The 24,817-nt window shown below is 36.6% G+C and carries 14 protein-coding genes; 1 reads left to right on the forward strand and 13 read right to left on the reverse strand.

Annotated features, from left to right (window positions below; genetic code table 11):
- Positions 1 to 11: 11 nt before the first annotated feature.
- The 8 genes from sov to L1S35_RS02035 all read right to left on the reverse strand — a co-directional run bounded on the left by sov (position 12) and on the right by L1S35_RS02035 (position 16,947).
- The gene (gene sov / locus L1S35_RS02000; protein ID WP_236396102.1) at positions 12 to 7,328 is read right to left on the reverse strand and encodes a T9SS outer membrane translocon Sov/SprA; all 7,317 of its coding nucleotides are present in this window, start codon (positions 7,326 to 7,328) and stop codon (positions 12 to 14) included.
- A gap of 3 nt (positions 7,329 to 7,331) precedes the next feature.
- Entirely contained in the window at positions 7,332 to 7,913 is a 582-nt protein-coding gene (ruvA, locus tag L1S35_RS02005; protein ID WP_236396103.1) for a Holliday junction branch migration protein RuvA, read from the reverse strand.
- 83 nt (positions 7,914 to 7,996) lie between these two features.
- A complete protein-coding gene (locus L1S35_RS02010) occupies positions 7,997 to 10,288 on the reverse strand; it encodes an NADP-dependent malic enzyme (protein WP_236396104.1) in 2,292 nt (763 codons plus the stop codon).
- A gap of 151 nt (positions 10,289 to 10,439) precedes the next feature.
- Complete coding sequence (locus L1S35_RS02015; RefSeq protein ID WP_236396105.1) at positions 10,440 to 11,369, reverse strand: carbohydrate kinase family protein; 930 nt, start codon at positions 11,367 to 11,369, stop codon at positions 10,440 to 10,442.
- Positions 11,370 to 12,545 (reverse strand): glycoside hydrolase 100 family protein, encoded by a 1,176-nt coding sequence (locus L1S35_RS02020; protein WP_236396106.1) that lies wholly within the window; start codon positions 12,543 to 12,545, stop codon positions 11,370 to 11,372.
- Entirely contained in the window at positions 12,538 to 13,848 is a 1,311-nt protein-coding gene (locus tag L1S35_RS02025; protein WP_236396107.1) for an MFS transporter, read from the reverse strand. Before L1S35_RS02025 ends, L1S35_RS02020 begins: the two co-directional genes overlap by 8 nt.
- 4 nt (positions 13,849 to 13,852) lie before the next feature.
- A complete protein-coding gene (locus tag L1S35_RS02030; RefSeq protein ID WP_236396108.1) occupies positions 13,853 to 14,206 on the reverse strand; it encodes a glutaredoxin family protein in 354 nt (117 codons plus the stop codon).
- A 110-nt stretch (positions 14,207 to 14,316) separates the two neighbouring features.
- Entirely contained in the window at positions 14,317 to 16,947 is a 2,631-nt protein-coding gene (locus L1S35_RS02035; RefSeq protein ID WP_236396110.1) for a TonB-dependent receptor, read from the reverse strand.
- 153 nt (positions 16,948 to 17,100) lie between these two features.
- Between L1S35_RS02035 and L1S35_RS02040 the strand changes: the two genes are divergently transcribed.
- Positions 17,101 to 18,126, forward strand: a complete 1,026-nt coding sequence (locus L1S35_RS02040; RefSeq protein ID WP_236396112.1) for a LacI family DNA-binding transcriptional regulator — start codon at positions 17,101 to 17,103, stop codon at positions 18,124 to 18,126.
- Here L1S35_RS02040 and queG read toward each other — a convergent pair.
- The 5 genes from queG to L1S35_RS02065 form a co-directional block, all read right to left on the reverse strand.
- Positions 18,110 to 19,033 carry a tRNA epoxyqueuosine(34) reductase QueG gene (gene queG, locus L1S35_RS02045; RefSeq protein ID WP_236396113.1) on the reverse strand — a complete coding sequence of 308 codons (924 nt, stop codon included), beginning with the start codon at positions 19,031 to 19,033 and terminating at the stop codon, positions 18,110 to 18,112. The genes L1S35_RS02040 and queG overlap by 17 nt on opposite strands.
- A gap of 112 nt (positions 19,034 to 19,145) precedes the next feature.
- A complete protein-coding gene (gene ruvB / locus L1S35_RS02050) occupies positions 19,146 to 20,168 on the reverse strand; it encodes a Holliday junction branch migration DNA helicase RuvB (protein ID WP_236396114.1) in 1,023 nt (340 codons plus the stop codon).
- Positions 20,169 to 20,249: 81 nt separating this feature from the next.
- Positions 20,250 to 22,049 carry a cytochrome c oxidase subunit I gene (locus tag L1S35_RS02055; RefSeq protein ID WP_236396115.1) on the reverse strand — a complete coding sequence of 600 codons (1,800 nt, stop codon included), beginning with the start codon at positions 22,047 to 22,049 and terminating at the stop codon, positions 20,250 to 20,252.
- 26 nt (positions 22,050 to 22,075) lie between these two features.
- Positions 22,076 to 23,260 carry a cytochrome c oxidase subunit II gene (locus tag L1S35_RS02060; protein WP_236396116.1) on the reverse strand — a complete coding sequence of 395 codons (1,185 nt, stop codon included), beginning with the start codon at positions 23,258 to 23,260 and terminating at the stop codon, positions 22,076 to 22,078.
- 20 nt (positions 23,261 to 23,280) lie between these two features.
- On the reverse strand, positions 23,281 to 24,792 hold the full coding sequence (locus L1S35_RS02065) for a quinol:cytochrome C oxidoreductase (protein WP_236396117.1): 1,512 nt from the start codon (positions 24,790 to 24,792) through the stop codon (positions 23,281 to 23,283).
- Positions 24,793 to 24,817 lie beyond the last annotated feature (25 nt).

Genomic DNA, 24,817 nt, shown 5'->3' on the forward strand with positions numbered 1-24,817 from the left:
AAAAATAGCTGTTAGTTTCCAAAATTATATCGCATGGTAAAACCAGCTCTAATGTTCGTTAATGGGAATGATGTAGAAATCACTGGTTTTGAGAATGAATGATCATAGAAGAAAATTGCCGTCAGGTTTTTACTAAACGAATAATCGGCTGTTAATTTTGCTGACCAAATATTTTGCCCACCACCCAATTGATTGTTATCATAATCTAAATAACGTACAATGGTTTTGTTATTTCTATACGAGAAATCAATTTTTAAATTGATATCACTCTTAATAATTCCGGTTGGATTATCTGCTAATTGCGAAGAGAAAATAACGTCTTTAAAGCGGTATCCAAAACCAACAATATATTCTTTACCTTGAACCTCTGTCAATAAATTATTGTCAAAACTCAATGACAAACTTCTGTCTTTTTTAATTTCAGCCAAAATTTTGAAAGCATTTTTCATTTCAAAATCGATGCGAACAAGTGGATTGAATTGCTCCACTAAGTTGATGTTGGCAATAATTGTTTTGTTGTAGAAGTTACCAATACCACTATTGTCCTGAATAGCTACATTAGGGTCATAATCAAGATTTGAGCGGAAAGAGTTTATTGTATATGAAGCCCTGTAAGCATGTTGAATGGAGAAACGCTTGAACCTTTCTTTGAAAAATTTATAACGCATCAATCCGCTGTACTTAATTGTCCAGTTAGGGATTGGAAAATCTCTGAAAGCGCCTAAAGAAACTCCTTTGGCTGCATCGCCTGCTTTGTGATCGGCAATGCCTAATCCTGTATAAGCTGCCAAAAACGACGGAATCAAAACGGCCTGATTGTTTTTACCAAATCCGATTGGGTATCCAAAATTATTCGTGTAAAAATTATAATTAGGGTCTGATGGTGCCGGAACCGGATTCGCTCCATCTCCATATCTTGGATAATTTGGTCCTCCATAATATTGCTGTGCTAATCTATCGGCAATAATAATTCTGTTATCTCTAAAATCCTGGAAAGTGGAAGAGTAATTTTCATCACTTGCCTTAAAGGAAGTTTTTAGCATTACTGCAGAAATAGAGAAGTTACCAAAATTGTATGGTGATTGAGGATGATAACCACTTGCATCTGTATTAAATTGTTCTGAATAGTTATTGGCATACGTTCTATCGGCACTTAAATCTATTTTAAAGTCGGGGAATAAATCGACATTAGCCGTAACATTTAAAGTCTTGGTTACAACTTGTGTAAAGCTTTGATTAAATTCAGGATAGCTTGTCAACCAACCTCTTTTTGCAGCTTCGTACCGCACATCATCCTGTCCTCCAAAAACGAACCCTAGTGATGGTTTTGCCGAGCCAAAGAAACCTAATCCGGGTAAGAATCCGGGAAGAACAGTTCCTTCGTTTTGAGTGTAGTTAATCTGAATGTTCTTCACACTGGTTAAAACACCTTTCAATCCATCAACAAACACATTAGTTGTTTTGGCAGGTTGTGGTTTAACACTGGTAATTTTTTCTCCCGGTTTTGGTAAGGCTGCCGGTTTTTGAGCTGGTGCTGCTGGTTTTTTACCTAATCCAATATATTTATAAAAAGTTTCCATGTTGAATGCCGTGTTCAAACGGTGTGAACCTGCATTTTGAATGGTGTTTCCTAAATCATATCCATCAACTGAATTCATGGCTAATGACGCTCTCTGCCAACTATAGTCTCCCGTATAAGAATAGGTCGATTTTACAAATGCCAATGTCGGAATTTTGTTAATTGGCAATTCATAGTTCACGACAATTTGTTGGTTATGCTGATTTGGTGTTCCGATGTTCCAAAAATCTGTCCAAATTGTATTGCTGTTATCCGGAACATTATTTTCATCCATGTAGGTGCGGACAATATTGTGTGACGCTGCTGTAAAGTTTATTTTTAATGCTTTTGTGAGGTTATAATTAAATCCGTATTGATAGTTGAACATATAATTTCTTCTGAACAATGGATCTAAAGCAATACCGGCTACATCAACCTGTCTAAACTGTTGCTTGTTGTATTGTCTGATGATGTTACTACTAAACGAAATACTTGCCGGCAGGTAGTTGAAATTAAAATCGCTAAGCATTTTCCAATACGAACTTTTCTTAAAAAACTTACTTTTCTTAAACGGTTCAACTGCTTTATTTTTAAATGTATAAGTATAATCAACACTTGTATTTACCTGTTGATCGATATAATTTTCGATTTCATAATTGTGCTTTTCAACCTGATTATAGGAATACGAAAGGGTTAAATTCTCCGGGTCGTAGATGTGTTGCTTTTGTTCCGGAGCCCTATCTTTTTTGACACCAATAAAGTTGATGCTTTTTCTTTTTGTAAAATCTATCGCTCTTCTTCTGATATTTTCTCTCTCTGCGGCACTAGATGTATTGTCAATAAGCTGCTGTAAACGAATATCCTGATTAAACGGATCGTATTCCGGTGTGATTAATTCTTCTCCAACAGCATAATTGAAGGGTAAATTAATTCCCCATTTTTTTGGTAGTAATTTCCCCAAGCTAAGATTAGTAACAATATTATACTGTTGCATATCTTCTCTGCTTCTTTCTTGTGGTGCTTGTTCTAAAGCTCCGAAACCAATGGTGCTCATTCTTCCTGTAGCAGAAACTGTAGCAAAATCGGCTAAGTTGGTATCCATATTTAAAACCGCTGCCATTCCGCCTTTGTTATTCAAATCGGCTAAGCGCAATTCGTTAAACCAAACCTCACCACGAACGCTATCGGAGTGATTATTTTTAATCCCAACCATCAACGTTCTTACCAAACCAAAATTTGGCGTTCCTTTTATTCCTAATCGCAAGTTTGGATCACCATCACCATCAGGAAGTGAGATGTCATCATCAGGATAATAAACGCCATCAGGGAAAGTCGTAAAATCAAGGCCTAAAGATTTCACTTTCATTTTGGTTAACAGCGACAAATTTAAATTAATTTCATTGGCGTCAGGCCAAATAATATTAGCATCAGTAGCTCCTGTCGGAGTCACTTTAAGTGGAATTTCAACCTGATAATAGTTATTAGTAAAGTCATTTCCGAAACGAATAAATGCTTTCATTTGATCATCCTGCAATGGTGTTGTATCTCCCGGTAATGCTTCAGCATGTAAAAACATTTTCAACTTATTGTATTGACGCATGTCAACTTCAATATTTTTAAACACCGCTCTTGAGTCGCCAACTTCTAATCCTCCTGTTCCTGCAGGTGTTCCGTTTGCTCTTAGCGAAAGTGATTGCTCATTCTGATTGATAACTTGTTGTCCGTTTTGAAGCTGTTCTCTAACAACTCCCGGAGGCGTTACATAAGGAATGGGAACTCGCTGTGAGTTTTCCTGAATATTAACTGCCAAGACATCAAAATTAGTGTTGTCATCCGTTGGGTCGGTATCTGTTGTTTGAAATGAGTTATCATAACGTCTCCATTCGCCACGAACTAAATCTAAAGCCCCAAAACGCAGTGTAATAGGTTTGTCAAATCCTGTCATAAACATTCTCATAAAACGAATAGAACGAAAATCGGAAATACTACCCACAACATTAGTTGGTTGTGATACAGGAATTTTAAACTGATACCATCTTGCTTGTGTTGGGATATCATTAGGCGTGTCTGTAACATTAGTAACTACTTTGTCTGTAATAAAGTTTTGTCCTACCGGCATTCCATCAGGGCCGGCATAATACATTTCAACTTTATACTCATAATATGCATTCGCTGTATTCATCGTATTATCACGATTGATATCTTCAACATCCGGAAGTGTTGACGAACCTCTGTTGTTATCTGAAACTCCAACCGGTGAGTTGCCTTCAACTCCATTATAATTTCTATAACGGTCTAATACGGTTGACCCGGTAGCGCTTAAAAAATATTGGTAATTATCTCCTGCAGGGTCAGCTAAAGCCGCATAACCGCCAATATCAGGAAGACTTTGTTCGGCAGCATCATTAATACCATCAAAGCCTACATCCTGCGCCGCTCTATTGCCTCCATCGACATCAAAAGCATAAATAAGTGACTGTGAAGATGGAACTTTACCCCAAACTGTAGTATTGGTTAACGATTGTGAAGCACTGTTAGATGGCAATCCATTTTCATATTGCTTACGCTCATCTTTTAAAACGTCTTCTGATATTTCTCCAAGGTTAAAATAGATTTGCCCTGAGTTTGTCGTATTTGCAACAGCTGAAGGATTTGCAGGGTCAAAATAGGGATCTAAAACCCAAAACTGAATATACTCTACATTGCTTTGCTCAAAGTTGGTAGAGTTTATAGCTCGCATAATCCCACCAAAATTTTTCTTTGCATCGATGCTATTAAATCCAGACGGAAGTGCTACTGGGTTAAAGTTATAAGGACCTCTTTCTTCAGGATAATAGGTTAAATCTAAAGTATTAATCACTGTAGATTGTCCTATTTGAATATCGGTATTAGGGAATAATTCCTTACTGAAAATCCTTCTCGTATTATTGGCAGAAATACCATCCTGACCAATATCTCCGGGTGTTTGAACATAAATGGTTGGATCGATACTGTACCAATTTAATTTAGCTCTTTTGAAACCATAACTCAAATCAACTGCATTCGAACCGAAATCTTCATAATCTGCTATCGTTGGTCTTTTTGGCGTAGAAGATAAACTCCACGAAAGTGCTGAACGCATATCAATAGTCGTTTGCGATCCTTCGAAATCATCTACATAAACTGTTGGTTCTCCTTCAAACTGGTCTGTTTTTGAAGCATCAGGTTTCAAAAAAGCAATCTCGCCTCGTAATGAGAAATTAGACGGAACATCAGTATCGATGTTTGGCAATTTATTGACCATTCGGGTTAAAAAGGGAACTTCGGTGGAATAATTAGCATTGAACCCAAAAATAGTATTGTTAACCGATTCCTGACCATAATTAGATTTACTGGTAAGTGGTCTTTCCGTCATTTTTATGTAGGTTGCACCAACTAATAATTTATCAGAGAATTTGTGTTCTACATTAATTCCCATAAATCTTCTGGTTTGTTGTCCAAAAGTGGAATTGTTTTCGACAGAAACCTGAATTGGTGTATTTGATGCCTGCAAGGAAGGATCCAAAATTTGAACTCTTCCTGCCTGGTAATTCACGCTGTAATCAATCCCTTCCTGCAATACTCTTCCTCCTGCCGTTACTACAACCGAACCTCTTGGAACATTATAAGCTCCAATCGGAATTCCGTCACCGCCTGAAGATTTAAATCTACCCTTTAATTGGAATTTATTCTTTTCAGCATCCTGCAAAGCTGCAGCTTGTGTTCCTGCATACATGCTTCTGAAAACGTATTTTGCCTGATTCCCATTATAGGTATTCTCATCATAGTAATTTTCTGCCCCCAATTTTAATTTATCGAAAATCAATTTACCAAATGGCTCGACGGTAGTAAATATGATGCGCCCATTTTGTTGGTCAACAGTTAATCCGGGTAAAAAATCAAAAAAACCATCTCCACCAACTTGTGGGTCATTATTGTAGTTCAATTTATCAACATTGAAAACTTTTAAAAGCGGTGTTTCCGAAACTTCATTCCCAGGTGTTGGACTTGTCGGGAAGGGTGTTCCTGTGACCGGACTAATATAATTGATTGGTGACGGATCACTATACAAAATGTTGAATCTGAAATCTTCTTGCTGTAATTGGTATCCACCTTGAATTTGATAAATATTTTTCATCATCAAGTTCCAGATTGGCTTCTGAACATTGGTTAAATTACTCTTTAACATTTTCAGAATCAAACTTTGGGTTGACACTGATGCGTCATCGGGTGTTGTACCTGTAAGTACTGTGGAATCAACTCCGTCTGTTCCAAACTCTCCAACCTGATAAACTTCATCACCAATAGTATATTGATAAGCAACCGCTAAGACTTCATCATTGGCTAAACGTTGTTGCAACGAAATATAACCTAACTGTGGATTAAGCGTATACTCATTAGGCGCTAACTTTCTGGCATTTTCTAATTTGGAATAATCTGTCCCTTCATCAACCTGATTGAAATTATTAAACCCTGCACTTGAAGTCACAATATCTCTAATATTTGTGTTTAATAATCCACCGCCTGTTGTAATTAATCCGGGATCATATCTATTGTTGCTATTGTCTGAAGGGGAATCTGTTGGCGCCAGAAAAAAAGTTGGATATTCAGCTGAATTTACAGCTACAACCTGATTCGGTGTCAATCCACTTAATTGTGTTTCTCCCAAATCCTGAAGTGCAAGAATATTTCTTAAATTATTATTGGTAGTACTCACACGATTTTGTCTATTGGTTACCCAAACCTCAATCCTTGTGATTTGAACTCTACTTCTAATTACAGGGTAACTTTGTAAAGCTTCGTCGTATTTGTTTCTAAAATATTGGGACAAGAAAAAGTGTCTGTCAGAATCGTAATCGAGTGCAAACAATTGAAAGTCCTGAATGGTTCCACCGCCTTGAGCTGTAACTGATTTGGTTTGAGATTTTTGTTCTGAGAAAACTCCGGTTACTGTAGTTTTTCCGAATTGCAATTGGGCTTTTACTCCAAACAAACTTTGCGCTCCACGAATCAATGAATTTGAAAGTGGCATACTTACGTTACCGACTTCTATTTTCTGAATGATATCGTCTTCAGTTGGTGCATATTCTAATTTGATAAGATTTTGAAAAGCAAAAGTTGACTCGGTATCATAATTGGCATTCACGCTTAATCGTGTTCCAACTTTTCCGTTCAAGCTCATGCTGATTCTTTGGTCAAAATCAAAAGTAGTCTGTGATCTGTTTCTTGGTGAAAAAGCCGGATTATCTTGTTTGGTATAACGAATCCCTAAATCCATTTCAACAGAACCGGTAGGTTTAACGTCAATTGTATTTGAACCAAAAATAGTTTCGAAGAAACTGGAATTTACATAATATCGTGGTAATAAATCTTTTTTCTTTGCTTCGCTGCCTTCTTTTTTACCATCAATGGCATCTGATTTTTCTTTGAAGTATTCGCGCATCGATTCACGAAGCACTAATTCTTCATATTCCTGCGGTGTTAAAATAATTGGATAATTAATGTTAAAACCATCCATCGTGCTGGTATATATATACCTGTTTGAGGCCGGATCGTATGTATAAGCGTTAACAATGCTGTTTGGATTTTTTATCTCAACTTTACCTGTTGAATAACCTGTTGGCTCTTGTTCCTCTGGTTTTGGTTCGGTTGGAGTAACTTGAGCAAAAACAGTAGCACTCAGCAACAAAAAGAATCCTAAGATTAATTTTTTATAGTTAAATATTGATTTTGTAAAGTATAGTGTTTCCAAGAATTATAAATTTTTTAATGCTTGTTTGATAATTGTTTCAACTCCGGCATCAGGATTTTCTTTGATGATTTTATCCACCACTTTTTCAGCATTTTTCCTAACATAACCCAAAACCTCTAAAGCAGATAACGATTCTTCTCTGCTAATATTGTGTTGCGAAGTAGAAATTTCATTTAAATCATAGATTTTTAACACTTTTTCTTTCAAATCTAAGATTACACGTTGTGCTGTTTTGCTCCCGATTCCTTTTATCGATTGAATAGTACCAACATCTGCACTTGCAATAGCATGTATTATTTGTTTTGGATCTAATGACGACAACATTGTTCTCGCTATACTTGCTCCAATTCCAGATACTGACAATAATAACTTGAACAACTCTCTTTCTGATTTTTCTACAAAACCAAACAAAGAATGCGCATCTTCTTTAATTTGAAGAAACGTAAACAATTTGATAAAATCGGCATTGGGAAGTAATGAGAAAGTATGCAGCGAAATATTAATATGATAACCAACTCCATTACAGTCAATTACTACTTCAGTTGGCGATTTTTCAATTAATTTTCCTTGAATGTGTGCAATCATTTTTTACTAAAATCTATTTCAAATATAGCAAAATTCTTTAATTGGAAGAATGTCACTGCAATATCTGTACAATAATACAAAAACTATTTAGCTGACATCTTTTTTCTTTTCTCTTTTTCCTGCGCATCAACTACGGCAACGGCAACCATATTTACCATTTCTTCAACGCTTGCGCCTAGTTGGAATATATGAACAGCTTTTTCCATTCCCAACATTATTGGTCCAACAGAATCCACTTTGTCTAATTCTTTTAAAAGTTTATAAGTGATATTTGCAGATTCTAAATTTGGAAAAATCAAGGTGTTAACTTTCTTTCCTGCCAGTTTTGAAAAAGGAAATTTAGCCTTCAACATATCGGGGTTTAAAGCAAAATCAGATTGGATTTCACCATCGACAACCAAATCAGGATAATATTTATGCAGATAAGCAACCGCTTCTCTCACTTTGTTAGCACTTTCGTGCGATGATGATCCGAAATTTGAAAAAGAAACCATGGCAATTACCGGTTCCATTCCAAACATTTTAACCGTTTTAGCAGTCATTAAAGCAATTTTTGCCAATTCATCCGCAGTCGGATTTGGATTAATTGCAGTATCCGATAAAAACATCGGCCCGCGATTGGTCATCATCATATTGGCAGTTGCAATTAAGGTAATTCCGGGAGCTTTTCCAATCAATTGCATCAATGGCTTCACGGTTGATGGATAACTTCTGGAATAGCCTGAAACCATCGCATCAGCATCCCCTTCATTGACCATCATTGCCGCAAAATAGTTACGCTCACGCATCCATTTTTGAGCATCGAGTAACGAAATTCCTCTTCGTTGTCTCGACTTCCAATAGATGTCGGCATACTTTAATCTTCGTTTGTCTTCTTCTTTGTCTTTTGGATCAAAAATAGGCACATCAGCATCAAAACCCAATTCTTCTTTGAGTTCCAAAATCACATCTTTATTTCCTAAAAGTATCGGATGAGCGATACCTTCTTCGTACGCAATTTGGGCTGCTTTCAATACATCTAAATGATCTGCTTCCGCAAAAACTACACGTTTTGGTTCGGTTCTAGCGCGATTGGTTAACAAACGAACCATTTTATTATCTGAACCTAAACGCTCTAATAATTCTTCTTCGTATTTCTCCCAATCGGTAATTGGATGTAATGAAACTCCGGATTCAATTGCTGCTTTTGCCACCGCTAACGGAACTCTGGCAATCAATCTTGGATCGAATGGTTTCGGAATAATATATTCTTTTCCAAAGTTTAATTTGGTTTCACCATAAGCAATATTCACTTGTTCCGGAACCGATTCTTTGGCCAATTCCGCTAAAGCAACCACCGCTGCTTTTTTCATTTCCTCGTTAATCTTGGTTGCTCTGACATCTAAAGCTCCTCTGAAAATATAAGGAAAACCAAGCACATTGTTCACCTGGTTAGGATGGTCAGAACGACCTGTTGCCATGATGATATCTCTTCTGGTTTTGATAGCCAAATCGTAGTTTATTTCCGGATTTGGATTTGCCATTGCAAAAACAATTGGATTTTTTGCCATTCCCAATAACATCTCAGGCGTAACGATATCTCCTGTTGACAATCCGACAAAAACATCAATTCCAACCATTGCTTCCAGCAGCGATGGATAATCTTTATCGGTAGCATATTTTCTTTGGTCTTCTGAGATTTTTGGATCATCTTTTTTAAGTGCTCCTTTGCTGTTAAACATCACAATGTTTTCCTGCTTCACACCAAAAGAAACGTACAGATTCGCACAAGCAATTGCTGCCGAACCTGCGCCTGAAATAACCATTTTTACTTCATCCATTTTCTTTCCGGCCAATTCAACAGCATTTAGTAAAGCTGCTGCCGAAATAATAGCAGTTCCGTGTTGGTCATCGTGCATCACGGGAATATTCAGTTCTTCTACTAAACGTCTTTCTATTTCAAAAGATTCTGGTGCTTTAATATCTTCAAGATTAATTCCGCCAAAAGTCGGCGCGATATTTTTTACCGTTTCTATAAATGCATCAACATCTTTTGTCCCGACTTCAATATCAAAAACATCAATGTCAGCAAAGATTTTGAAGAGCAATGCTTTTCCTTCCATCACGGGTTTTGAAGCTTCGGGACCAATATCTCCAAGTCCTAAAACGGCAGTTCCATTACTAATTACGGCAACCAAATTCCCTTTGGAAGTATATTTATAAACGTTGTTTACATCTTTGGCAATTTCCAAACACGGCTCGGCAACACCAGGAGAATAGGCCAATGACAAATCTCTTTGTGTAGCGTATTTCTTTGTCGGTACTACTTTGATTTTTCCGGGTGTAGGTTTTGCGTGGTATAAAAGTGCTTCTCTTCGTTTGCTGTCTTTATGCATTGTCTTTATTTTGATAACTACAAAGGTAGAAGACTGAATGTAAAAAGGAAATTTTTAGTGGTTTCTTTTTGCACAAACTGATAAACAAAAAAGCCATAACTTAACATTACAGCTTTTCCTCAATCTAACTAACTATATTACTGAATGGCGTTTATTCTTGTATTAACTCTTTGATGTTAATATTATCAGGCAATCGCCCAACATTCTGTAGTTTAATGGCTGCTAATTTTTGAGCAACCTTCATAGTGTCTTCTATGTTTTTTTGATGCAATTGGGCATATAAAAATCCGGTCCAGAAAGCGTCTCCAGCTCCTGTAGTATCTTTCACTTCGTCAATTGGAATTGCCTTTTGAAAAAACACTCCTTGATTGACATCTGAAACTATGACACCGTTTTTCCCTTTGGTAAGGCAAATGGTTGAAGCACCTAAACTGTGGAAATATTCGAAAATATATTCTTCTGATTTTACGGCTGCAAACAGTCTATAACAATCATCTTCGCTCAATTTTACCAATGGATCATTGGATAGATATTCTTTTAAAATCATTTTAGCTTCTTCTCTGTCTGGCCAGATTCTCTCCGAAAAATTTACATCTATGCTGAGTTTTAACCCTAATGCTGCGGCTTTTTTTGCGCGATTCAATATCGTTTGTCTCGCTGGATTTTTACTCAATGCAAAACAAGTTGTATGAAATATTTTGGCCTCGGCTATAATCTCATCAGGTAACTGGCTTTCATAAATCTCGCAATCGGCCTGACGATACGGAATAAAATCGGGTGTTTCGGTTGATTTAGAAACAAAGATTATGGAAGTAGGTGTTGTTTCTGATTTTCTGATTTGTTTGGTATTTACGTCATTGCTTTTTAATTTTCTAATAACATAATCTCCTAAACCGTCATCGCCGCAAGAGGCAACAAGCAAAGAATTCAGTCCAAGACGTGATGCATTTACAGCAACATTTGTTGGCGAACCACCCAAAAAACGGTGATAATCTTTAGTTCTATTAATGGATGTGTTGACCTCGTGACCAATAAAATCAATAAGCACTTCTCCTATACATATGATGTCTATAGATTTCAATTAAGTATACATTTTAAAATTAGTATATAACGATTGGTGTACTAAAACCGTTGCGGCTGCACTCCATGAACAGAAAGCGACTCCATTAGGGGCACTAGTTTTAGTATTGAAATTTTCATAAAATGAAAAGGCATTCATGCCATTTGCTGCATTTATTTTATCTAAAATGATTTCGGCTTTTTTGGTTTCCGATTTTGCGATTAATGCCAATCCGAAAAACCCGTTTACCATTGGCCAACTGCCCCCATTGTGGAATTCGAAAGGGTAATTTCGGAACTCGTATTTACAATTATTTTTGAGCAGATTCCAATGTTCGTCATTTTCAAATATGGGTTTCCAAAAAGCGGGAAGTAATCCCAATTGTGTTTCTGCTGCTAATGATATAGCGTAATTTACTATTTTATTCTGAAACTCTTTTGACCCAACATTAAGTAGTAAAGCCAAAGAATTGGCAAATGCATCAAACTGTGTTTTGTAACCTGCAGGCGAAAAAGAAGAGGGCATATAATCATTAAATTTTACTTCGTTATAAGCACGTTCATGATATTTTTCTCCGACAGAATTAGGTGTGAAATTGATTTCTATTTGAGTAAAAATACTTTCTATTTTTTCTGAAATAGCATCGCTTTTTACAAAGTAATTGTAGCTTTTCAATGCCCAAATACGTAATAACTGATCATATAAAACATATCCATCCGTAACGAATTCATCTGCCCAATTTCCGGAAAGTGGCACATATAACAGATGTTTGTTATTGAATTCCCATACGTCTAAAAGATCTAAACATTTTTCAATTTCGGAATTATATTTGGTAACAAACGAAAAATCATATGTATGAATTGCATATTGACAAACGCCAATTACAAACCAAGTTACAGCATCAACTCTTCCCGCCAAACCACCATAACTGACTTGATTTTTAGCTTCAGCAATCAACACATTAGAAGGAATAGTTCCGATTGGATGTTGGTTTTTAGCTAATGTTTCTAAAGTATTTTTAAACGTCTCTATTAGTTTTTCGTCACCCGAAGCCAAAGCTGCCAAACCACAAATCACACCATCTCGTGCCCAAACTCTTTTGTAATTGGTCGTATTCTCCGCACTGGCTAAAAAACCATTAGGCGAAGCAACATCTCGCAATAAATCGATAGCTTTATGATAGGCTGTATTATTCACTGATGATTTGCTTTTTTGTTGAAATAAATAAAGTTAAAACTGCGCTAATAACTAATAACACCCCTGCGAAAGTGATTGCTAATCGGGCATCATTATGTAAAAAATGTTTCATGATAAATCCAAAAGTTATGGTTTGAATAAACATTGGAATTACAATCATCATATTGATAATTCCCATATAAACGCCGTAGCGTTCCTTTGGTATGTTGGCTACGACCATTAAATAAGGAATACCCATAATGCTGGCCCAACCAATTCCAAATCCGGTAATCGCAGGAAATAGTAAATATTTATTATGAATGTGAGGAAATGCCATAAACCCAATGGCGGCCATTAATAAACATCCGAAATGCACATATTTTGGCGAATATTTTTTGGCAAAATAAACCAACGAAAAGGCACATAAAAAAGTAACTATGTTGTACCAACCATTGACTAAACCTGTCCAGCTGACTGCTTCTCCGTATAATTTAATATCTTTTTCAGGAGTTGTATTCCAAACCGAGAGCGCTATGCTTTTGGAGGAATTTTGCCAATAACAAAATAAGGCATACCATTGGAACAAATAAACTAACGCCAATTGCCACATTACTTTAGGCATGTCTTTTACGGCTTTGGCTATATCAATAAAAGGAGTAAAAAGACTAAGCCGTTCGGATTTTATTTTTTGCAGTTCTTCTTCAGTTGGAGGAATCTCTTTTGTGGTGTGAGAACTCCACCACACCGTAGCAATCGAGCAAACAGCACCCAAAAAGAACGAAGCAAAAACCCAAGTGGGCAATTTGCCGGTAGTACCAATAAAAACTAATGGAAAAATGAATAGAGAGACATTAGCTAATGTTTGTCCGAATCCTGTAAAAAAACTTTGTGCCTGAAAACCCATCGGTTGTTGCGATTCATCTAATTTATCGGCTATAAAAGCACGATACGGTTCCATGGCTGTATTGTTTCCTGCATCTAAAATCCAAAGTAAACCGGCCGCCATCCATAAAGAACTACTAAACGGAAAAGCAAAAAGTGCTAAGCTACAAATCAATGCTCCTATCAGGAAAAAGGGCTTTCTTCTGCCTCCCAATCTTGGCGACCATGTTTTGTCACTTAAGGCTCCAATAATTGGTTGAATTAACAAGCCTGTTAATGGTCCTGCTAAATTTAGTATTGGTATTTGATCGGGATGAGCTCCTAAAAAATCATAAATAGGATTAACAGCACTTTGTTGCAAACCAAAGCTATATTGAATGCCAAAAAAACCAACATTCATATTGATAATTTGCCAAAAGCTTAGGTGTCTTTTTTTGCTCATTTTTTTAATTTAATTTCTTTAGAAAATCTTCAAAAGGAATATTATTGGTAAATACCACACCTTGTTTATCGATTACCGGAATTGATAAATTGTTGGTACTGATTTTGGCTTTTTTGAGTTTAAACAACATTTCCTTCAGAGCTTCCTGATTTTTATCGATATCATAGAAAACAAATTCGATATTGTTTTCTTTGAGGTATTTTTTGGTGTCCGTACAATGATGACATTCGTCACTGCCATAAACAATCATTACTGGTTTTTCAGCTTTAGTTATGGTTTTGGTTTGATTTTCTTGTGCCGACAAATTATGGCTGACAAAAAGCATCAAAAAAAATAAAAGAGCAACTGATTTTTTCATTGGAACATCTTTTAAGAATTAACTAAAGATAAAAATTCTTTGGTTAAAAATAATTCCCATACCAATTATTCATTGGTATAGGAATTACTCAAATTAAACATGAAATCTTTTTAGAACTTGTATGACAATGCCATAGAAAGTGATCTTCCCGGTAATGGTCTTGCTCTAACAATATTAGTGGTATTGGCTGTGATGCTTCCTTCTTCAGCTTCTGTAATAGCTAAAGTGTTTAATAAATTGTTACCTGCAAGGTTTAATGACAAACCTTTGGTAATTCCGAATTCTACAAATCCGTTTACGATTACAAATCCGTTCATCACTAATTCATTGCTGTCTTGAGCATACGCTTTAGTTTGACCTATAAAACTCAATCCAAGTGTGTTTTTGGCTTTGCCAAACTTATATGATGGGATAAAGTTGTACATCATTTTAGGTTGTCTTCTTGGTTCGTTCCCATCATTGGCACCCGAAGTTACTTCGGCTTTGGTATATGTGAATCCACCACGTAAGTTCAAATCATTGTTTACGTTATAAGAGGTTTCTAACTCAAGACCCATTGAGCGGTAATCGTTCTCGATGATACTGTTTGAAGTCGCCTCGAATCCGCCTTCTTCTGTAGTTGTTGAGCTGAACAAAGTAGCGTAAATATATCCTTTATCGAATTTTCTTTTGTATCCTAATTCCGCTTGCGCTAAATAATCTAACGAGTTGATTTTGTCTCCGTCAAGGTAATTTAAACCTGAAAATAAAATTCTATCTGCTTTAGCAGAAGCACCTTTACTGTAACGAACAAAAACAGATTGTCCAGCATTGATTAAATAGTTAGCTCCTAAAGTATAAGACACATAATCATAGTCGTAATCAACTGCGGTTGTGTTAGCTGTATTGATAGCAGACACGCTGCTTTCCGATGCTGAGATTACATTGTCGTTATTGATGTCATATACTGTTTGAGAAGAACCTGCGAAGGAACCGTTTACTTGTCCCATATCAAAACGAATTCCACCTTCTAAAGATAACTTATCGGTAGCATCAAAAGAGACATTGGCATAGGGTGCAGAAACATTATACTGTGTATCATAATTTCTGGTACAACAGTTGCCCCAGGCCGGAACACCGTAGGCGTACAATCCGTTGGCAGAAAGCAAGTTTCCGCCTGCGTCAGTTACGTTGATTAGTCGTGGATTGTTATCTGATACTTCTTGTAAGTACGAATTCCACAACCATGACATAGAGATGTTTTGAATCGATTTGAAATAACCAGCAGTTATACCAACTTTATCAAACTTCTTAGTAATTCTTAAATCATTCATGAAATTGTTGAAGTTGTTTAATTCAACATCAAACATGTGAATTCTTGAAACCAAACCATTCGGGTTGTTGAATGCGGAACCGTCATTAGCAAATGTCAATGTTGAACCTGCACCGAAAGAGTTTGCAATGGTTGCTGCTGATGCTACTTCGGCTGGGAATGGTGTGATAAACTGACCACTGTTGGAAGAAAATCTTCCGTTATTGGTTACTTTCCAGCCATCGGCTAATTCAAAATTAACTGAAGCTCCAAGTGTTTTAGAAACTGGGTGCATACCGTCGGCTACATTTCCTCTTCTTACGTTTCCGTTACCGTCTAAACCTACATTATGCATTAGGTAAGGTGATTGTTGTGTTCCTGAAGTGGCATCATATCCGCTAATACTTTCCCAATTTGGACTCGAATTGCTTCCGGTAACTTTGATTGGCATTGGCATATAAGCTGCTGCTCTGTCATTTAAGAATTTAGCGTATACGGTTACTGAACCTTTTTCGAATTCTTTAGTAAGGTTCATTTTGAATTGCCCTCCGTTATTGGCTGTAAAACCAGGACTTCTCACTCCTTCTCCGGTTCTATAGAAACCGCCAGCGTGAAAATACAATCCATCTCCAACACGAGCACCATATTCTAAATCTGTTCTAAAATCATTATAATCTAAACCAAAACTGGTTACCATGCTTCCGCCTTCGGTTTTTCCTGTTTTGCTGATAAAGTTGATAATACCACCTGGTGAATTAGAAGAAAGTGTAGAGGCAGAACCACCACGAATAGCTTCAATTTTGGCGACATTTCTATCAAATCTTGTGAAGATGTCTGCTGTTGCAAAAGCGATATCACCATATAATAATACCGGTAATCCGTCTTCTTGTATTTGCAAATACTTAGAACCTCCTGAAGAAATTGGCACCCCACGAACAGAGATGTTGGCATTTCCTTCACCTCCTGAAGATTCTGAGCGAATACCGGGAATGGTTCTGAAGATTTCGGCTGTTGACCTCGGAGCTGACTGCTCAACCTGTTTCACATCTAAACTGGTAATAGAAACACTCGATTTGATTTTGGCTCTTGGATTAACAACCCCAGTTACCACAACTTCATCTAAAGTTTTAGAATCGTCCTGCATTTGTAAATCTAAATTGGTACTCCCGCTTACTGTTGTGGTTTTCGTTTGAGTAGCAAGACCTATGTAAGATACTGTCACTGTAACCTCACCATCCTTTAGACCTGAGAAAGTGTAAATACCATCGGCATTTGTAGCAGTAGATTTAGAACCACTACTTAATACTACATTGGCGCCTACTACTACTTCGCCTTTTGCATCGGTAACTTTTCCTGTTAGACTACTGCTTTGTGAAAATGAGAAGTTAAATAGCATTAGTGCTATAAAAAGCAACATCCTTTTCAAAAATAAAGTACTTTTTTTCATCATTTGTAATTTGTTTGATTAGTAATTATCGTTGGTTTATTTTTCGAAATTATATTTTTAATTAACAATTAATTAAGATATTGTCACCGAAAACGTTTTCGAAAAGACCGAAAACGTTTTCGATTTATATTAAGTTTTTTTTATGATATTTGTTAAATGAGAGACATAACTTTAAAACAAATTGCCGAAACCTTAGGAATCTCTATTACTACGGTCTCTAAAGCGTTGAAAAACTATCCAGATGTAAGTCCAAAAACGAGAAAAGCAGTTTTAGATTTAGCACAGTCTCTCAGTTATACTCCTAATAGTTTTGCGGTTAACCTCAGAACAAAAGAATCCAAAACAATTGGTTTGATAATTCCGGAAGTTGTCCATCATTTTTTCTCTAACGTTATTAACGGAATTATTGATGAAGCGGAGAAAAATGGTTATTTGGTTATCATACTACAATCGAATGAATCTTTAGAATTGGAGAAAAAGCAAGTAGAATTATTGATGAATAAAAGAGTAGACGGCATTATTATGTCACTTTCAAACGAATCAAATGATGATCAGCATATCAAGGAAATTCTCCGAAGAGAAGTTCCATTTGTGATGTTTGACAAAATATCTAAATTAATTCCTTGTTCAAAAGTAATTATCAATGACCAAAAAGCGGCTTTCAATGCGGTAGAGCATTTGATTGAAAAAGGCTGTCGAAAAATTGCTCACATTCGCGGACCGGTAAATCCTCAAAATGCGATTGACCGATTTTTAGGTTATAAAAAAGCTTTAGAGAAAAACCATATTCCTTTTGACCCAAAATTAGTTTACACCTGTAAAAATGTAACTTTTGATGAAGGTAAAGAATTTGCAGAGCAAATTGCTAAAGAACATCCCGATGTAGATGGTATTTTTGTAATTACTGATTTGGTGGCCGTTGGAGTTTTGGCTTATTTTAATGAAGTAAATATAAAAATCCCGGAACAAATAAAGGTCATTGGATTTAGTAATTGGTTTATGTCGCAAGTGATTACTCCTAAACTTAGTACCGTTGACCAACCTAGTTTTGAAATGGGTGTTCAATCGTTTGGCCTGTTACTGGAAGAAATAAATGCTAAAAAAGAATTACACGCTTTTAAACCAAGAACTATTGAGTTGGAAACCGGAATAATTGAGAGAGAATCTACTTTAAAAAAGTAATATTTCTTTGCAATCCTTCCAGCTTTGTTCGTTTTACTGCAGAATTTTTGAATACTTTTTTAAAAGTGTCTTCTGTGATTTCCTCCCAGTCTTTTTTTGTCATCGAGAGCACTTCAGGATTTGGATTGAAAAGTGGTTCGTTGTGAGATTTTGAAAACCGATTCCACGGACAAACGTCTTGGCAGACATCGCAGCCAAACATCCAATCATCCATTTTTCCTTTCATTTCTGCCGGAATATTTTCTTTAAGTTCTATGGTAAAATAGGAAATGCATTTGCTTCCATCGACTACATAAGGTGCAACTATAGCCTCGGTAGGACAGGCATCGATACATGCTGTACATGTCCCGCAATGGTCGGTTGTTGCGTGGTCATATTCCAAATCTAAATCGATTACCAATTCGGCTATAAAATAGAATGAGCCTACTTGCTGCGTTAGTAAATTGCTGTTTTTTCCAATCCAACCTAATCCGCTTTTGGCTGCCCAGGCTTTGTCTAAAAACGGTGCCGAATCGACAAAAGCTCTACCGGAAACTTCTCCGATTTGGGTTTGAATAGTGTTCAGTAATTCTTTTAATTTTTCCTTGATGACAAAATGATAATCCTGTCCGTAAGCATATTTGGAAATCTTATAGCTATCTGAATTTTGTGATTCGGATGGATAATAATTCAGTAACAAAGAAATCACACTTTTGGCATCATCAACAAGCAACGTTGGATTTAACCGTTTATCGAAATGATTTTCCATGTACTTCATTTCGCCGTGGTGATTCTTATTCAGCCAACTTTCCAATCGCGGTGCTTCTTCTTCTAAAAAACCAGCTTTTGAAATTCCGCATGACAAAAAACCGAGGCGTTTGGCTTCAGATTTTATCAATTTGGAATATTTTTCTTTGTTGGAATACATACTGCATTAGGGATTGTAGCGATTGTTTGAGCTCTTTTTTAGCTCTGCTAAAAAAAGCGAGTGCGGAAAGCCCGACCTCGTTCTCGTCTTTAAGACGAGACGAGGTAATGCCCTAAAAAAGTCCGCCTTGAATATTAGTGTTGATTTTACCCAAATGCTTATACGCTTTCTCGGTAACTTCTCTTCCTCGCGGTGTTCTGATGATGAAACCTTCCTGAATTAAAAATGGCTCGTAAACTTCCTCGATGGTTTCGCCGCTTTCGGAAACGGCTGTTGCCAGAGTTGATATTCCAACCGGGCCACCTTTGAATTTATCGATGATCGTGTTGAGGATTTTATTATCCATTTCGTCTAAACCGTGTGCATCTACGTGTAATGCTTTTAATGCGAAACGAGCTATCTCAACATCAATTTTTCCGTTGCCTTTTATTTGAGCAAAATCGCGCACACGACGCAAGAGTGCATTGGCAATACGAGGTGTACCGCGACTTCTTCCTGCTATTTCAATTGCCGCTTCCATCGTGATTGGCATCTTTAAGATGCTGGAACTGCGTTGGACTATTGTGGTTAAAAGTTCTGTATTGTAATATTGTAAGCGACTTTGGATTCCGAAACGGGCACGCATTGGAGCTGTTAATAATCCGGAACGAGTTGTTGCTCCGACAAGAGTAAACGGATTTAAATTGATTTGGACCGTTCTCGCATTTGGTCCGGATTCTATCATGATGTCGATTTTGAAATCCTCCATTGCGGAATATAAATATTCTTCCACAATCGGGCTCAAACGATGAATTTCGTCTATGAACAAAACATCTCTTTCTTCGAGATTGGTTAGCAATCCCGCTAAATCTCCGGGTTTGTCTAAAACCGGACCGGAAGTGATTTTGATTCCAACACCTAATTCATTAGCTAAAATATTGGCTAAGGTGGTTTTTCCTAATCCGGGTGGACCGTGAAATAAGGTATGATCGAGCGCTTCACTTCTTTGGTTGGCGGCTTCTACAAATACTTTTAGATTATCCAACACTTGATCCTGACCGGTGAAATCATCAAAAGCTAAAGGTCTTAACTTTTTTTCGACATCAAGTTCATCGGGATTGTAACCGGAGTTGTTTGGATTAAGATTTTCGTTCATATTACAAATATATAACAAAGTTACATGCAAATAAAAATGCCTTTCTGTGTAGAAAGGCATTTATTATATTTTATTCAATGATTAGTGGTGCAATTGTTCTTCACCCGGTTTCATCGGAATATGTTGTGGTACGAAATCATCATCATGACCAGGTTTGCTGTAATCATATGGCCATCTGTGTACGTGAGGAATTTCACCTTCCCAGTTTCCGTGAATATGTTTAATTGGCGCTGTCCATTCTAATGTATTTGATTTCCATGGGTTTTGAACTGTTTTCTTACCGTAGAAAATGCTGCTAAAGAAGTTGTATAAGAACACCAATTGGAAAGCTCCACCAACTAAAGCAAATGTTGTAATAATTACGTTTACATTTTGTAAATCATCAAACAATGGGAAGTTTGTATTGGTATAATATCTTCTTGGTAAACCAGCCATTCCGATAAAGTGCATTGGGAAGAAAACGCCATAAGCACAAGTTGCCGTTACCCAGAAGTGAACATAGCCTAAGTTTTTGTTCAACATTCTTCCGAACATTTTTGGGAACCAGTGGTAGATTCCGGCAAACATTCCGTAAAGAGCAGAAATACCCATTACTAAGTGGAAGTGAGCCACAACGAAATATGTATCGTGAACGTTAATATCTAATGTACTATCTCCAAGAATGATTCCAGTTAAACCTCCTGTAATGAAAGTAGAAACCAATCCGATAGAGAATAACATTGCAGGGTTTAACTGCAGGTTACCTTTCCATAGAGTTGTGATATAGTTGAATGCCTTTACAGCAGACGGAATTGCAATCAATAAGGTCGTGAATGTAAATACCGAACCTAAGAACGGGTTCATTCCCGAGATAAACATATGGTGACCCCAAACGATAGTTGATAAAAATGCAATTGCAATAATCGACATAATCATCGCTCTGTAACCAAAGATTGGTTTACGAGAGTGTGTGGCAATAACTTCGGATGTAATTCCTAATGCAGGTAATAATACGATATAAACTTCAGGGTGACCTAAGAACCAGAATAAGTGTTCGAACAATACCGGAGAACCACCTTGATAATGTAAAACTTCACCAGCGATATAGATATCAGATAAGAAGAATGACGTTCCGAAACTTCTATCCATAATCAACATCAAAGCTGCAGAAAGTAATACCGGGAAAGATATAACTCCGATAATAGCTGTGATAAAGAATGCCCAAACTGTTAGTGGCAATCTTGTCATTGACATTCCTTTTGTTCTTAAATTGATTACAGTTACGATATAATTTAATGAACCTAGTAAAGATGCTGCGATGAAGATAGCCATAGAAACTAACCATAAAGTCATTCCCGTTCCTGATCCCGGAATGGCTTGTGGCAATGCACTTAATGGTGGATAAATTGTCCATCCTGCACTTGCGGGTCCTGATTCAACAAATAATGAACATATCATTACAACACTTGAAAGGAAAAACAACCAATAGGAAATCATGTTTAAGATTCCAGAAGCCATATCTCTAGCTCCAATTTGTAACGGAATCAATAAGTTACTAAACGTACCGCTCAATGCAGCCGTAAGTACAAAGAATACCATTATGGTTCCGTGTATCGTAACTAAAGACAAGTAAACATCATTTGACATTACTCCGTTTGGAGCAAACTTATCTCCTAAAAGGAAATTAAATATCTTGAATGATTCTTCAGGCCAAGCTATTTGCATTCTGAAAAGCATTGACATTCCAACACCGATTATACCCATAACTATACCTGTAATCAAATATTGTTTGGCAATCATTTTATGGTCAATACTAAAAATGTATTTAGTAATGAACGTGTCTTTATGGTGGTGTTCGTGTTCGTCGTGACCGTGATCGTGATCGTGAGCTTCTGCTGACATATTAGGTAAACTTTAAATTTTTTATACTATTTCGTTTCTGCATTAGCAACTACAGTAGTGTCATTGCTTGTTACAGTAGTTGTATCTTTTGTTTCTGATGCCGGAGCTGCTGCTGCTTTAGCTTCAGCTGCTGCAGTTTTAACGGCCAATACAATAGTTTTTGGTGAATTTTCTTTTAACCAAGCCTTGTATTCTTCCGGTGTATCAACAACAATTTTCATTTGCATATTGTAATGAGAAGCACCGCAAATTTTGTTACACAACAATAAGTAATCAAAGGTGTAAGGGTCAAGAGCTGGCTCACCTTTAGCAACTAAATCAGCACTTTTCTTAGCTCTGATACTATTGATGTTGGCAACCTTTTCAATCATATCCGGATTTTCTCTCATTTCAGCAGTAGTAAGTGTTGGAATGAATGAGAAGTTAGTCACCATACCCGGAACACAGTTCATTTGTGCTCTAAAGTGTGGCATATAAGCCGAGTGTAATACATCTTGAGAACGCAATTTGAAAATAACTCTTGTTCCTTTCGGGATGTGTAATTCTGTTGAAGTAAAATCATCTTGTGCATTTGGATCTGATAAATCAACTCCTAAATTATTTACGCCTTCAATATATCTTACGTTAGCTTTTCCTAGTACATCATCTGCACCGGAATATCTTGCTTCCCATTTAAATTGTTGTGCATACAATTCGATAACAATCGCATCTTTATCGTCTTTTTCATCCACAAACATAATGTTCGTCCAAGCGTATAATCCGTAAAGAATTAATACTGCTAAAACAATTGCCGGAATGATACTCCAGATAAATTCTAGTTTATTACTATCTGCAAAATAAAGTGCTTGTTGGCCTTGTCTTCCTCTGTATTTGAAAGCAAAATAATGCAATAAGGCTTGTGTAATTGTTTGTACGATAAAGATAAGAACCATAGTGATGACCATCAGGTTGTCAATTTCCGGTCCGTGTGCTGAAGCAGAATCGCCAATCAAGGGGAATTTCCCATAATAAACCAAACACCAAATTGTTGTCAGGTAAATGAAAACAAGGAAACCAAACATCAAGTAACCGTTAACTTTATTATCATTATCATTTGCGACTTGTGTGTCATTAACACTTGCTCCAACTTGAGTTAAGTCGAATATCTTAGTTAACTGCCACAAGGCTACTGCCAATAAAACTACAACTATAAGTACCAAAAGAGTTGTCATTTGTAATTTACTTTAAAATATTAATAATGAAAATGTTTACTTTCTTCGATGAAAGGATTTCTTTTTGGAACCAATGGAGCTTTTGTTAAAGCATTGAATACCACATAAATAAATAATCCAAAGAAAAATAATAGTGCTGAAATTTCCGGAACACCGATAAACCATCTGTCACCAACCGTTCCCGGCATAATCATATTGAAGAAATCAACATAATGTCCGACTAAAATTACGATTCCTCCCATAACAACTATCCAATAAATACGTTTGAAGTCGCTATTGATTAAAAGTAAAATCGGGAATACAAAATTCATGAAAAACGCACCCCAAAATGGTACAGTAAACACTTCTATTCTTGTTTTGAAATAAGTAACTTCCTCAGGAATGTTAGCGTACCAAATCAACATAAATTGTGAGAACCATAAGTACGTCCAGAAAACGCTGATACCAAACATGAATTTTGATAAATCATGAATATGGCTTGAATTTACGTTTTCTAAATATCCTTTAGATTTTAGATAAATCGTTACCAGTTGGATTACTGTAATACCACTTACAAAGAAGCTGGCAAAAACATACCATCCAAAAAGAGTACTGAACCAGTGTGCATCGATAGACATAATCCAGTCCCAAGCCATAATAGATTCAGACACTATAAAGAATACTAAAAATGCCGCTGACATTTTGAAGTTCTTTTTGTAGAAAACATCATCGTTAGCTTCGTCCTGAGCCAAGCAATTTTTTCTTGATAAATAACGATATACGTTCCATCCTAATAAGAATATTGCTGCTCTTGAAATCCAAAAGGCAAAATTCAAATAGCCTGATTTTCCTGCAATAATTTCGTCATAATTTGGGCTTGTTGGATCGGTAACTCCTTCTTTCATCCACACAAATAAGTGGTGAATATGGAATCCAGATAACAATAAGATTGCAAAGAAGACAACTGATATTACAGGTAAGTAAGCCGTTATTCCCTGCATTACTCTGAACAATACCGGAGACCAACCTGCTTGTGCCACTTGTTGGATAGCATAGAATGCTAAAACACCCATTGTAATTAACAAGAAGAAGATACATGCAACATATAATGCTGCCCATGGTTTATTTTGTAATTGATGAAAAACGTGTTCAACATGCTCTGCGTGCTCATCAGCATGTGCTTCAGCTTTATTTTCAGCGTGTTCTGCATGAGCTGGTTCAGCTACTGTTACAGCCGCTACAGTATCTTTAGCAATTGTATCATGAGTGGTTTCAGCTACAGCTTCCTCGTGCTCAACAGCAGTAGAATGTTCGGCTGTCTTAGCAGTTTCTTCATGGGTTGCTGCTACTGTTTCGTGAGATTCTGCTCCTGCGGCTTCGTGAGTTGCTGCTGCTTCGTGACCGCCTTCGTGATGAGCCTCTTCAGCTTTCAAAATAGCCTCAACATCCTGAATAGTTTTTGGCGCAGTTAAAAAACCATAACCAATCCCAAGAATACCAACGATCATTAGGACAAAAGAAAAGGTTTTTAATTTACTTGAAAATGTATACATATCTATAACAATCTGTTTGTTCTAC

The organism is Flavobacterium anseongense (assembly GCF_021608185.1).
Lineage (GTDB): Bacteria > Bacteroidota > Bacteroidia > Flavobacteriales > Flavobacteriaceae > Flavobacterium > Flavobacterium anseongense.

What these genes read in the sequence shown, in the direction of transcription:
- L1S35_RS02060 (WP_236396116.1), bottom strand. Translation starts at nt 23,260, where the DNA reads ATGACAACTCTTTTGGTACTTATAGTTGTAGTTTTATTGGCAGTAGCC.
- ruvB (WP_236396114.1), bottom strand. Translation starts at nt 20,168, where the DNA reads ATGAACGAAAATCTTAATCCAAACAACTCCGGTTACAATCCCGATGAA.
- L1S35_RS02035 (WP_236396110.1), bottom strand. Translation starts at nt 16,947, where the DNA reads ATGATGAAAAAAAGTACTTTATTTTTGAAAAGGATGTTGCTTTTTATA.
- L1S35_RS02010 (WP_236396104.1), bottom strand. Translation starts at nt 10,288, where the DNA reads ATGCATAAAGACAGCAAACGAAGAGAAGCACTTTTATACCACGCAAAA.
- ruvA (WP_236396103.1), bottom strand. Translation starts at nt 7,913, where the DNA reads ATGATTGCACACATTCAAGGAAAATTAATTGAAAAATCGCCAACTGAA.
- queG (WP_236396113.1), bottom strand. Translation starts at nt 19,033, where the DNA reads ATGTATTCCAACAAAGAAAAATATTCCAAATTGATAAAATCTGAAGCC.
- L1S35_RS02055 (WP_236396115.1), bottom strand. Translation starts at nt 22,049, where the DNA reads ATGTCAGCAGAAGCTCACGATCACGATCACGGTCACGACGAACACGAA.
- L1S35_RS02065 (WP_236396117.1), bottom strand. Translation starts at nt 24,792, where the DNA reads ATGTATACATTTTCAAGTAAATTAAAAACCTTTTCTTTTGTCCTAATG.
- L1S35_RS02040 (WP_236396112.1), top strand. Translation starts at nt 17,101, where the DNA reads ATGAGAGACATAACTTTAAAACAAATTGCCGAAACCTTAGGAATCTCT.
- L1S35_RS02030 (WP_236396108.1), bottom strand. Translation starts at nt 14,206, where the DNA reads ATGAAAAAATCAGTTGCTCTTTTATTTTTTTTGATGCTTTTTGTCAGC.
- L1S35_RS02025 (WP_236396107.1), bottom strand. Translation starts at nt 13,848, where the DNA reads ATGAGCAAAAAAAGACACCTAAGCTTTTGGCAAATTATCAATATGAAT.